The sequence below is a fragment of the Siphonobacter aquaeclarae genome, from assembly GCF_900103285.1.
Classification (GTDB): Bacteria; Bacteroidota; Bacteroidia; order Cytophagales; family Spirosomataceae; genus Siphonobacter; species Siphonobacter aquaeclarae.
The window spans coordinates 376429-388967 of the sequence record NZ_FNGS01000002.1; the positions used below are offsets into that span (position 1 = coordinate 376429).

General features: G+C 54.4%; 11 protein-coding genes and 1 other RNA gene. 6 read left to right on the forward strand and 6 right to left on the reverse strand.

Annotated elements, in window-relative coordinates:
- Window positions 1-72 precede the first annotated feature (72 nt).
- The 5 genes from rnpB to trmD all read left to right on the forward strand — a co-directional run bounded on the left by rnpB (window position 73) and on the right by trmD (window position 4321).
- Window positions 73-478, forward strand: an RNA gene (gene rnpB, locus BLR09_RS05075) — RNase P RNA component class A.
- A 34-nt stretch (window positions 479-512) separates the two neighbouring features.
- Window positions 513-2180 carry an OmpA family protein gene (locus tag BLR09_RS05080; RefSeq protein ID WP_245689869.1) on the forward strand — a complete coding sequence of 556 codons (1668 nt, stop codon included), beginning with the start codon at window positions 513-515 and terminating at the stop codon, window positions 2178-2180.
- 245 nt (window positions 2181-2425) lie between these two features.
- Window positions 2426-2971 carry a 30S ribosomal protein S16 gene (locus BLR09_RS05085; protein WP_093198642.1) on the forward strand — a complete coding sequence of 182 codons (546 nt, stop codon included), beginning with the start codon at window positions 2426-2428 and terminating at the stop codon, window positions 2969-2971.
- A gap of 90 nt (window positions 2972-3061) precedes the next feature.
- Complete coding sequence (rimM, locus tag BLR09_RS05090) at window positions 3062-3628, forward strand: ribosome maturation factor RimM (protein WP_093198643.1); 567 nt, start codon at window positions 3062-3064, stop codon at window positions 3626-3628.
- Window positions 3629-3640: 12 nt separating this feature from the next.
- Window positions 3641-4321, forward strand: coding sequence for a tRNA (guanosine(37)-N1)-methyltransferase TrmD (gene trmD / locus BLR09_RS05095; protein ID WP_093198645.1), 681 nt, complete (start codon window positions 3641-3643; stop codon window positions 4319-4321).
- A 73-nt stretch (window positions 4322-4394) separates the two neighbouring features.
- Here trmD and BLR09_RS05100 read toward each other — a convergent pair whose 3' ends face one another.
- From BLR09_RS05100 to BLR09_RS05125, 6 genes are all read right to left on the reverse strand, one after another.
- Entirely contained in the window at window positions 4395-5522 is a 1128-nt protein-coding gene (locus tag BLR09_RS05100) for a glycoside hydrolase family 88/105 protein (RefSeq protein ID WP_093198647.1), read from the reverse strand.
- Window positions 5523-5602: 80 nt separating this feature from the next.
- Entirely contained in the window at window positions 5603-6895 is a 1293-nt protein-coding gene (locus BLR09_RS05105) for a rhamnogalacturonan acetylesterase (protein WP_093198649.1), read from the reverse strand.
- A gap of 4 nt (window positions 6896-6899) precedes the next feature.
- Window positions 6900-7349 (reverse strand): GNAT family N-acetyltransferase, encoded by a 450-nt coding sequence (locus BLR09_RS05110; protein ID WP_093198651.1) that lies wholly within the window; start codon window positions 7347-7349, stop codon window positions 6900-6902.
- Window positions 7350-7359: 10 nt separating this feature from the next.
- Complete coding sequence (locus tag BLR09_RS05115) at window positions 7360-8382, reverse strand: RluA family pseudouridine synthase (protein WP_093198653.1); 1023 nt, start codon at window positions 8380-8382, stop codon at window positions 7360-7362.
- A 176-nt stretch (window positions 8383-8558) separates the two neighbouring features.
- Entirely contained in the window at window positions 8559-10004 is a 1446-nt protein-coding gene (gene sufB, locus BLR09_RS05120) for a Fe-S cluster assembly protein SufB (RefSeq protein ID WP_093198655.1), read from the reverse strand.
- 69 nt (window positions 10005-10073) lie between these two features.
- Window positions 10074-10553 carry an Lrp/AsnC ligand binding domain-containing protein gene (locus BLR09_RS05125; protein ID WP_093198657.1) on the reverse strand — a complete coding sequence of 160 codons (480 nt, stop codon included), beginning with the start codon at window positions 10551-10553 and terminating at the stop codon, window positions 10074-10076.
- A 749-nt stretch (window positions 10554-11302) separates the two neighbouring features.
- Between BLR09_RS05125 and BLR09_RS05130 the strand changes: the two genes are divergently transcribed.
- Complete coding sequence (locus tag BLR09_RS05130; protein ID WP_093198660.1) at window positions 11303-12538, forward strand: DUF819 family protein; 1236 nt, start codon at window positions 11303-11305, stop codon at window positions 12536-12538.
- Window position 12539: the final 1 nt, after the last annotated feature.

Genomic DNA, 12539 nt, shown 5'->3' on the forward strand with positions numbered 1-12539 from the left:
ACAAATGTGGAAGGTTCGTCTTTTTTCGCCTTCGCAGGTGCTCGTATGGAGGAAGATCGTATACATTTGTAAAAAGCAAGCCGTCTTATCGCTGCCTGTGCAAACAGGGAGAGGAAAGTCCGGGCAGCATAGAGCACCGTGCTACCTAACGGGTAGGCGGTCGTCTGGTGACGGGCGGCCGACAGCCAGTACCACAGAAAATATACCGCCCGGAGGAGCCTGCTCCGCCGGGTAAGGGTGAAAAGGTAGGGTAAGAGCCTACCGCCTGTCAGGCGACTGACAGGGCAGGGCAAACCTCACGGGCTGAAAGACCAAATAAACCGGCGGTTTCCGCAAGGAACGAAGGGCTGCTCGCCCGGTGCCGGTGGGTAGGTCGTTAGAGACGGCAGGTGACTGCCGTTCTGGATAAATGATAAGACCGCGACTTTCCTTCGGGAGTCATCGCGGACAGAACCCGGCTTACAGGCTTGCTTTTTCTTTTTCTTTCGAAAGAAATTCCTTCGACGTCTACTATGAAACTGTCTTCAACCCGTCTGGTTAGTCTCTTGACCGCCCTGCTGCCTCTTTCCCTGGCGGCGCAGGTGGGCACTCCGTCCAAAAAGTACCAGACGCCGATGTCCATCGAGGAACAGAATCAGCAAAAAGTACTTTCTGAAGCGGAAACCAAGCGTTTTCGCCGGTCCTACGAAGGGTTCAACAAAATGAATACCTGGTCGGTCTCGGTACACGGCGGTATCAGCAAGTTCTTCGGTGATCTGCAGACAGGTGATTTTCTGACGAATGGGCCGGGGGAAAAGACGACGTTTCTGGCAGGGTTATCGGTCAACAAACAGCTCTCGCACCTCTTCGGTGTATCGGCCAATTTCGGCTTCGGAACGCTCAGCGGCAGCAAGGACCGGTTTGTGTACATCGATCCGCTCAACGAATCAAAAGGCCTCTCCTACGGCCCGAATTACTTCAACTCCGATATTCTCCAGGGAAGCCTCAACTTCGAAGCCAACCTGAAATCGCTGCTCTTCGGTACCCGGAAACTCCGGCGGCTCAAGGCAGATGTTTTTGTGGGAATCGGGTATCTCTACTACAATACCAAAGTGTACGCCATCCGCGACTACCAGTTTACAGACGCGGGCGGAACGGTGCGGAATTACCTGAAAGACGAACTGATCCGTTTTTCCAACGGCCCCAAAAGCTCTACGACGGCCGGAGGCTGGGAAGGTGCAGGATCGAAGTACAGCCGGGACCTTGTCATTCCGACGGGTATCCGGTTTTTGTACGAACTATCTCCCCGGATCGATATCGGGATGCGGTATACGCTCAACCATACCTTCACCGAAAAACTGGATATGACCCTCGGCGGGTATGACAACTCGAATATGGGCCAGATCTATTCCTCTTCCGGCGGCAATAACTCCTTCCGGCGCGGTGATTCGGCGTATGACAAGTACGGTACGCTTGGACTGGAAGTTAACTACAAACTCGGGCGAAAAGCGGCCCGCGGTACGATTAACGGAAAGTACCCCCGCGACAACGGACAGGTATACCACCTTCGCTGGACCGATCCGAAAGACCTCATCGAAGCGCCGTATAACCCGACCGCCGATACGGCCCTGGCACGCGTAAAAGCCATTATGCCGCCGCCGGTTGACCCCCGCCTCTACACCGATACCGACGGAGACGGCGTCGCCGATCTCTACGACAAGGAACCCAACACCCCGGCCAACAGCATCGTTTCCGGAGCGGGCGTCGCCATGAACCTGAAGGACCTGCTCCAGCCGATGATCGACCGGAAGGTACCCAAGGAAACCTGCACCCAGGTATTCGGCAATGTGGAATTCAAGACAGACCAGGCGGTACTTCTTCCGGGGGCAAAGAACCTGCTCAACGACCTAATCTCCTACCTGAACGAAGCGCGGGATTGCCGCCTGGTGGTAATGGGCCATACCGACCGCCGGGCATCCGACGCCTATAACATGCGGTTGTCGCGCCGCCGGACGGAAGCCGTTAAGAAATACGTCGCCAACGCCGGGCTGAAAGACCCCAGCCGCGTGACGATCGAATACTACGGCGAGCTTCGGCCCGTCGCCCCCAACGACAAACCCAATGCCGGCATGGCCCGCAACCGCCGCGTCGAGCTGCGGATTCTTCCGATGAATAATTGGAAGAATTATCCGGGGAACTAGGGGACAGGCAGTCGCTCCTGGGACGTTTCGTTTTCAGTTTCCGGTTTGCAGTTTGGGATCCAGCAGATACCCTTTTTCAGGTGGCGGAGAGAGGCAGAAACGCTGGAGCCCGGTACCCTAACCGAAAACGGAAGACAGAAAACTGTAAACAGAAAACCGAAAACACGGTTACTTCAAAACTTCTTCCTACCTTTGCGTTCCAATTCGGAAATCGGGGGACGGGTTCCCCCACAAACCCAATAACAATGGTAAAAATTCGTTTGGCCCGTCGTGGCCGCAAGAAACAAGCCATGTACGACGTCGTAGTAGCTGACGCTCGTGCTCCGCGTGACGGTCGTTTCATCGAGAAACTCGGCACGTACAATCCGAACACCCAGCCTGCGACGATCGTCCTCAACGAGGAAAGCGCCGTAAAATGGTTGCTCACCGGAGCTCAGCCGACGGACACGGCCCGTGCAATTCTGTCTTACAAAGGTCTGCTGCTCAAGAAGCACCTGCAGGTTGGCGTAATCAAAGGTGCGATCTCTCAGGATCAGGCCGATGAGAAATTCGCTGCCTGGAAGGCTGGCAAAGATGCCCAGGTAACCACCGCGAAGGAAGGCTACGCTGCCAAGAAGGCGGATGCGAAGCAATCCCGTCTCGAAGCCGAAGCCAAGGTAAACGCGGCACGGGCTGAAGCACTCGCGAAGAAAAACGCGGAAGCGGTAGCAGCCGTTGAAGCTGAAGCAGCAGTCGAAGAGGCTCCCGCTGCCGAAGGCGAAACAGCTACCGAAGAAGCCGCTGCAGAATAAGCTTCTTTTCCTGTTATCGGAAGAATTGGCAAGTCTGCCGGATCCGTTCCGGCGGACTTGCTTCTTTTTTAGACAAGATCCTCTCTCCCAATGACCAAGGAAGATTGCTACGAACTGGGACGAATCACCCGCGTACACGGACTCAAGGGCGAATTGCAGCTCCTGTTTGAAGTGGACGACCCGTTTGAATACGAAGAACTCGACAGCGTCCTCATCGAACAGAAAGGACAGCTCATCCCCTTCTTTGTCGAACAGCTCAACATCCAGCCGAACCGCATCATCGCGAAGTTCGAGGAAGTAGACTCGATCGACAAAGCCCAGACCCTCGTCGGGTCCAAGCTCTGGCTCACGCTGGATAACCTCCCGGATCTGGATAAAGGGCAGTTTTATTACCACGACGTCGTCGGGTATCAGGTCGTTGACAAAACCCTCGGCCCGCTCGGTACTGTCCGGGAATTTGCCTCCTTCTCGCATCAGGATATCCTCGTGATGGATTACCAGGGCAAGGAAGTACTCATCCCCGTGATCAATGAAATGATCGGCGAAGCCGACCACGATCAGCAGCTGCTGCATGTTTCGCTCCCGGAAGGCCTGCTCGATATTTACCTGAGTGAATCGTCCAAAGACGACGGAGACGAAGAAGAAGAACACGCGTAACTGCACGTACCTATGCGTCTGGATATTATTACCGCCGTACCGGAATTGCTGGAGAGTTTCTTCCAGAATTCGATTGTGAAACGGGCTCAGGACAAGCAACTGGCCGAAATTCACCTGCACAACCTGCACGACTATGGCATCGGCAAGTACAAACAAATCGATGACTACCCCTTCGGCGGCGGCGCCGGTATGGTCCTGATGATCGAACCGATCGCGCAGATTATCCGGCAGTTACAAGCCGAACGTACGTACGACGAGATTATTTATACTGCTCCCGACGGCGGCCGGTTCGACCAGAAAACGGCGAACAAGCTGTCCCTCGCCGGGAATATCATCATCCTCTGCGGGCATTACAAGGGCGTGGACGAACGTATCCGGGAAACCTTTATCACCCGGGAAATCAGTATCGGAGATTATGTACTCTCGGGCGGAGAACTGGCCGCTGCCGTCATTTCTGACGCGATTATCCGCCTCCTCCCGGGCGTACTGGGCGATGAAACCTCTGCCCTCACCGACTCTTTTCAGGATAACCTGCTCGCTCCGCCGGTATATACCCGGCCATCGGAATGGGAAGGACAACCCGTGCCTCCCGTCCTGCTCTCCGGCCACGACGCCAAAATCCAGGACTGGCGCTACGAGCAGTCTGTGGAACGGACGCGTGAGCGGCGACCGGATTTGCTGGGTGGGGAGTAGGCTATAAGCAATAAGCTGTAAGCTACAGGCCTTTGAGCAGTGATACTCTCGCCTATAGCTTACAGCTTATTGCCTAGCGCCTCTCCATCCTGAATACTTCGCTGCCTGCCAGCAGGAAACAACCGAGGCCGTAATCTTCAAAATCCGGTACGCTGGAGACGGTGACCGGCTGCCCGTCTTTGGGTTCCTTACCGGTTCCCTGGACATAGCCCAGGAATCCATTCGGCTGTACCGATTCGCTGACGAGCGCGTTCCAGGCCTTGCGTACTACCGGCTTGTATGCTTTCCCGGGTAAAATTCCGTGGTTAATTCCCCACGCCATTCCATACACAAACAGGGAGGTCCCGGTCGCTTCTTTTCCGCCGTAGTTGGACGGATCGTGTAAACTGGCATTCCAGAACCCATCCGGCCGCTGAATCGTCTTCAGCGCGCCGAGCATATCGACAAGCATTTGTTGATATTCGTCCCGGTGAGGGGCGTTTTTCGGAAGAATATCCAGTACCCGAACGAGCGCCGCTACTACCCAGCCATTTCCACGTGACCAATAGCAATCTTCTCCGTTGGGTTCTTTGTAGGGGGGAAGAAAGTCTTTATCCCGCCACCAAAGTTTATCCTCCGGGTTATACAGCCCCTTTCCGCCTTCCGCGTCGCGGGTATGCCGGAACATGCGGTACATCTGTTCCCAATAGGTCGTATCGCGGTAGATGACACCCAATTGAGCATAGACCGGCATCCCCATCTGGATGGCGTCGATCCAGGTCCAATCGCCGGTACGGCCCGACTTCACCACATTATCAATACAGGTTTTGATATCGCGGATGCGCTCCTCTTTCGACGGGTCCAGCAGGTAGAGATCAATGTACGTCTGACCGCAGCACTGGTCGTCCGCATTTTTGGTCGTTACTCCGTTTCGCAGTCCCCATTTATGTGCCTGCCCCCAACTGAGGGCGTAGTCGAGGTATTCCGGTTTCGGATCGATCCGGTGAAGCGCCATCAGGCCTTCATAGTATACCCCACGAGTCCAGATATTACTGGGCCTTGTCCGGTTCGTCACGATTTCCTTACCGGTATCCGGCCATTTCTGCATGAAATAGGCATTCGCCCGGCGCATGGGTTCGAGGATAGCCGCCGGTTTGGGGAGTTTCTGAGCAGAAAGGGAGAAGCTGGCGAGTATGCCGGCCGCCCATAGCCATTTTTTCATCGGGATCAGGTCTTGCTTATCGGGAGGACGGACAAAATCGACACCCTCCCTCAAGCTACCCTACCCCGCACCATCCTGTTTCAGTTGCCGTCGGGGCGTGACGGATCCACGAGCGGGCTCGCCGCCAGGTGAAACTGCTCCGGCAGCATCGGGCGGGTGGGATCAATCGCCTGTACATCCGAAACGAGGTTTCGCGCGAGTTCCGGCACGACTTCCCGGATCCCTTTCACCACACATTGAGCCAGCAGGTACGCGCCGTAGTTACTGAAGTGGATATTATCCTGAATGCCATCGGGCCGACCGGGTAGCACGCCCGGCGGGTAATGCACAAAGGCCTTGAGCGAAACCTCCGGACCAAGCGCCTCCCAAAGCTGCTTACTCATCGCATTCAGATCGATCAGCGGAACATGCTCCTCGCCGGCCGTTTTCCGCATCGCCTCCGGAAAATCGCCGAGGGTATTTTCGATATGTCCCGCCGCATCAAACTTTCGTCGGTGCATCGACGTGACCAGAACAGGGTTACCGCCTTTTGCCCTGACATCCTGGATGTAGCGTTTCAACAGGCCCGCATACTCAACAAATGGCCGTAAATCTTTCTGTTTCTGATCGTTATGGGCGAATTCAATGAAGACATAATCTCCGGGGCGGACGAGACCGAGTACCTTCTCCCAGCGTTTCGACGCAAGAAAGCTCGTCAACGATTCGCCCGATTCCGCATGGTTGGCAACCGCTATTTTCCCCGGCTCAAAAAAGCGCGGGATCATCTGCCCCCAGGCGGCGAAGGGTTCATACGGTTGGTCGACCACCGTCGAGTTGCCGGTCAGAAAAACGGTTACGGCTTTTTTATTCGGACGGATCTTCAGCGCAGCGACTTTCGGCAGTTCTCCGGAAAACTCAAACGTTAACTGCCCGTCCCAATGGCGGTAGGCTTTTTCCCTGGGTTTCAGGATAACTTTTCCGCCGTTGGGTAAGTTGGGAGTCCGGACGTTGACCGTCATTTTCTTCCGGACCAGCTTGCGATTCGGCGTCCGGATATCTTCCAGCATGAGCCGACGGTTTTCTACTTTGACAGTTGTCTGGGAAGCGCCTTTTTCATCCCCCAGAAGCAACTCCACATCATAGTTTCCCTCCGGCAGGTTGACGCTGAAATAAAACGGCGCAGCAGCGGTGACGAAGTCATTCCGCTTCCGGACAGCAAAAAGGCCGGTAATAGGCGTACCGGGTAAGAATCCATATCCCCGGGTGGAGTCGTAAAGCGTCTCGGGCGTCACTTTTGTATAACCCGATGCGACGGGCCCTCCGCCAAAGTCAAACGACTGGGCGCCCGCCGTACCCGAGGCCATCAGCAATATCCAAACCGGCCATTTTTTCATTTGTTCAGAAGTCGATGTGGCAATTGATCCACTCTCCGTCCAGGCGCGCGCCGTACTTTTTGTAAAACTGAATGGACGGTTCGTTCCAGTCGAGTACCTGCCACATCAGGCCGGTGCAGTCGGTACGCCGGGCTTCTTCCACCGTCGCGTCGAGGAGGCTTTTACCGAGGCCGAGGCCGCGGAACTCTTCCCTGACGATCAGGTCTTCGAGGTACAGCCGCTTGCCTTTCCAGGTAGAATACCGGTAGTAGTACAACGACATACCCGCGATAACGCCGTCTTTTTCGGCAATAATCGTCCCATAAACAGGGTTTTCGCCGAAACCGTCTTTCAGCAGTTGTTCCGGGGTATTGGTTACTTCGTGACCGGCCTTTTCGTAAACAGCCAGTTCGGTAATGAGGTCAAAGATGGCCTGAACGTCAGCCGGTTCGGCGCGGCGAATCGTGATACTCATGGAGAAACGGTTAATCCTGAACGTATTTTTCCCACTTTTCGATAACAGCCTGAATATCGGGCGCAAGCTCGGAATCAAACTGCATCCATTCACCCGTCGCCGGGTGTTCAAAACCGATAGACTTGGCATGCAGAGCCTGCCGCGGGCAAAGCGCGAAGCAATTTTCGACAAATTGCCGGTAGCGGGTAAATACCGTACCCTTCACAACACGGTCTCCGCCATACATGCTGTCATTGAAGAGCGGATGCCCGAGGTAGCGCATGTGGGCACGGATCTGGTGTGTACGCCCTGTTTCGAGGTTGCATTGCACCAGGCTGACGTACTTCAGGTACCGAAGTACCTTGTAGTGTGTGACGGCGTGTTTACCCTGCTCGCCGTCGGGGTACACGTCCATTACTTTCCGGTCGCGCGAGCTGCGGCCGATGTGCCCGGTGATAGTCCCTTCCTCTTCTTTCGGCTCTCCCCAAACAAGCGCATAGTACGTCCGTTCGATGGTATGCTCGAAAAACTGGCGGGCCAGGTGGCTCATGGCATAGTCGGTCTTGGCAATGACCATCAGGCCGGAGGTATCCTTATCAATCCGGTGTACCAGGCCGGGGCGGATTTCCCCGTTCCGACCGGTCGGCAGTTGCTGAAAGTGATAGATCAGGCCGTTGACGAGGGTTCCGTCCCAGTTGCCATACGCGGGGTGAACCACCAGGCCGGCAGGTTTGTACAGGACGAGCAGATGGTCGTCTTCGTACCGGATATCCAGCGGAATCGGCTGTGGAATCAGCTCCGTTTCGGCACGGGGCGGCTGCGGCAGGGAGATGATGATTTCGTCCAGGGGTTTGACCTTGTAGCTGGACTTCACCGCGTTGCTGTTCACCTTCACGCCGGCGGCATCGATCGCCGCCTGGATTTTGGTCCGTGTCGCGTTTGGAATCTTATCGGTGAGAAACTGGTCCAGCCGGACCATCTTCTGACCCGCATCAACGGTAATCCGGTGATGTTCAAAGAGTTCGTCTTCTAGTTCTTCGTTTTCCTGAATCATAGGAAGGGGGGATTGCGGGAGGGGTTTCGGGCTTTAAGCTATAGGCTTTAAGCCGTAAGCTATAGGCAATATGCCGGCCAGCAACAGCTTAAAGCCTCTCACCGCCACATCCGTCATATGCTAAAAAAACCCCGGCTTTGGCCGGGGTCCGAGACCTTCGTATGGAGTACCGACGCTTATCCCACGCTGCCTTCGAGGCTGATTTCGAGGAGCTTCTGGGCTTCTACTGCGAATTCCATCGGCAACTGATTCAGTACTTCCTTGGCGTAGCCGTTGATGATCAGCGCGACAGCCGCTTCCGTCGGGATACCCCGCTGGTTGCAGTAGAAAAGCTGGTCTTCTCCGATTTTCGACGTCGTCGCTTCGTGTTCGACGGTCGCCGTGTTGTTTTTCACTTCGATGTACGGGAAGGTATGCGCTCCGCATTTGTCTCCCAGCAGCAGGGAATCACATTGGGAGAAGTTACGGGCGTTGGAAGCCCGTTTCATGACTTCCACCAGACCCCGGTACGAGTTTTGGGAACGACCGGCAGAGATACCTTTGGAAACAATCCGGGACTTGGTGTTCTTCCCGATGTGGATCATTTTGGTACCGGTATCGGCCTGCTGGAAGTTATTCGTCACCGCTACGGAGTAAAACTCTCCGATGGAATTATCCCCTTTGAGGATAACGGACGGGTACTTCCATGTCACGGCAGAACCCGTTTCCACCTGTGTCCAGGAGATCTTCGCGTTCGGACCGTCGCAGATACCCCGCTTGGTCACAAAGTTGTAAATCCCGCCGCGGCCTTCCTTGTCACCCGGATACCAGTTTTGTACCGTTGAGTACTTGATTTCAGAGTCGGAAGCTGCGATAAGCTCGACTACTGCCGCGTGCAGCTGGTTTTCATCCCGCATCGGAGCGGTACACCCTTCGAGGTAGCTGACATAGGAGCCTTCATCGGCCACGATCAGCGTACGCTCAAACTGGCCGGTACCGGCTGCGTTGATACGGAAATAGGTCGACAGTTCCATCGGGCAGCGTACCCCTTTCGGGATGTAGCAGAAGGAGCCGTCAGAAAAGACCGCCGAGTTGAGGGCGGCAAAATAGTTGTCTTTCGGAGGAACGACGGATCCGAGGTACTTCTTCACCAGCTCAGGGTGTTCCTGAATGGCCTCGGTCATCGAACAGAAAATGATACCCAGTTCCTTGAGCTTGTCCTTGAAGGTAGTGGCAATGGAAACGGAGTCGATAACGGCGTCGACGGCCACCCCGGAGAGGCGTTCCTGCTCCTGAAGGGAAATACCCAGGCGTTCGAACGTCCGGCGCAGTTCAGGATCAATGTCGTCGAGCGACTTCACTTCCTTTTTCTGCTTCGGAGCCGAATAATATTTAATTGATTGGTAGTCGACTTTTGCGTAATGTACATTTGCCCAAACCGGCTCTGTCATTTCAAGCCAAAGGCGATACGCCTTGAGTCTCCATTCCAGCATCCATTCCGGTTCGTTCTTTTTAGCTGAGATAAAACGTACAATATCTTCACTCAGCCCTGCCGGAGCCTCGTCGGCTTCGATCAGGGTTTCGAACCCGTATTTATATTCGGAACTGGTAATTTCTTCTAGGATATCTGCTTCCTTCGCCATGATTGCTTTCTCAGATTTATGCAAAAATATAACAAAACCCGCGGCGGAACGTTCATCAGCGCAAGAAAATTACCCGACCACAGGCTCTGCAAACGGAACCGGGCGCGAAACGCTTTCTTCGAGTGAGATGAACGTCTCGGTCCGCTGAATGCCGCTTACCTTCTGAATTTTGTCGTGCAGTACTTCCCGCAGGTGAGTCGTATCGCGGCAGACGATCTTGGCAAAAATGGAATAGATACCGGTTGTATAGTGGATGTTGACGACTTCAGGGATTTCCATCAGCTGCTCGGCAACTTCCGCGTACAACGAGCTTTTATCGAGGTAGATACCAATGAAAGCGGCAATGTCCCAGCCCAGGCGCGTGTGATCCACCATCAGGGTCGATCCCTTCACAATGCCCATCTGTTCCATTTTGCGCATCCGGACGTGGACAGTACCGCCCGAAACGAAGATCCGCTTGCCGATTTCCGTGTAGGGCATCGTTGCATCCTGCATCAGCAACCCCAGAATTTTCAGGTCAACGTTATCAATCTCGTAATTTTTGTCCATGGATCAACGACGGTTTTTAATATTTAGGCAACGCTACGACAATATTTTTGAAAAAATCATAAATATTTCAAAATTTTCATACAAAACTTGCAAAGAGCCTCCACGGTGTTCTATTTTTGTACCGTCAAAAGCGACAACGCTGATACACACTGTAGGGTGATGAAATTGGCAGCCATGCCCTCCTGTCTCGGGGGTAAGGACCACGGGAAAAAGTCAGGATAAAGCCGGGTTAGTCCGACTGGGGTTGACCACCAAATTTTGTTCTGTACCTAACCGCCTTGTGGAGGTTCGAATCCTTCTCCTACAGCTCTTTATTTTTCTACTATATTCCATTCATTTACAGGTTTTCCGTTACCGGATTCAATTGTCCGACGGATTTTTTTTACCCTGTTGTTTGGTATTGGCAAGAAATGGCAGTAGTTTTATTTGGTTTTTAGTTTGTTGATGAAGTGTAATTCTGACACGCGACCTTGCTGAGGTTTGCGTGTTTTTTTTTGGCTTAGCTGCTATAAGCTACAGGCTGTAAGCGTTAAGCTGAAGGCTGTGGACATGGAGCGGTTACAGCCGATATAGTACCCCACCCGATACGTTTAATACTTACTGCCTTTCTCAGTTTGTTGAATGCCAAGCAGGGTCGGGGATGCAGATACGTTTATATTTGTTTTTTGACCGGCGACACCTCACTGGCCAATCGCTTATAGCTTACAGCCTACGGCTCAAAGCTCCTACGCATCTATTCCGCTTACTTCATGATTTCAAACTACGCCGTTGTCCTTGGCATTCTTTGTGCCGTCCTCGGAACTGTCTTTTATGTTTCGTCTTTCCCGTCCCTGAAGAAGTTTTTCAACCTCATTCCTCCGGTACTCCTCTGCTATTTTATTCCGGGACTGATGACGACCGCCGGTTTATTCGCCGACGATGTGACGGGGGATAATTCCGCGATCTACAAAGTCGTTTCCCAATACTTGTTGCCGGCTACTCTTGTACTCTTTACCCTCTCCATGGACATCAAAACCCTGCGCAAACTGGGTGTCAGGACGGTATTGATTTTCCTCGCCGGTATCACGGGTGTTGTAGTAGGCGGCCCGATCGCCGTGTTTATTGTCAAGCAGTTTTCGCCGGCGACGGTCGGAGGTACCGGGCAGGACGAAGTATGGCGCGGACTCGCCACCATCGCCGGGAGCTGGACCGGCGGCGGCGCCAACCAGGCTGCACTGAAAGAGATTTTCAGGCCGTCCGAAAAGCTCTTTTCCCAGTCTGTTGCCGTGGATATCATCGTCGGCGAGCTCTGGATGGCTCTGATGATTTACGGCGCCGGCAAGGCCGCGCAGCTCGACAAGCTCTTCAAAGCCGACGCCTCCGCCATCCGCGACGTACAGGTAAGCCTCGAAACCTACAAGGCGAAAAACGAGCGGATTCCGACGCTGCGGGATCAGCTCATGATCCTGGCGATCGGCTTTGGCATTACCGGCGCGGCGCACCTGATTGCGGACAACCTCGTCCCCTACCTGCAGCAATTCCCGGCGCTGGAGAAATTCAGCCTGACGTCGAAAGTGTTCTGGATTATTTCCCTCGCGACACTCGCAGGTATTATCCTCTCCTTCACCCGGTTACGGGAGCTGGAGCATGTCGGCGCTTCCCGCACGGGCAGTGTATTCCTGTACCTGCTCATCGCAACGATCGGGCTGAAAATGAACCTGCTGGCGATTGCCGACAACCCCGGCCTCTTTGCCGTGGGCCTGATCTGGATCACTATCCACGGGCTTTTTACGCTGGTGGCTGCAAAATGGCTCAGGGCGCCGTTTTTCTTCACGGCAGTTGGTTCACAAGCCGCTATCGGCGGGCCTGCCTCCGCGCCCGTAGTGGCGGCGGCGTTCCATCCTTCCCTTGCTCCGGTTGGTGTGCTGCTGGCCATTCTGGGATATGCGATCGGGACGTACTGCGGCTACCTTACCGGTTTGCTGATGCAGTGGGCGTCGCTGTAAA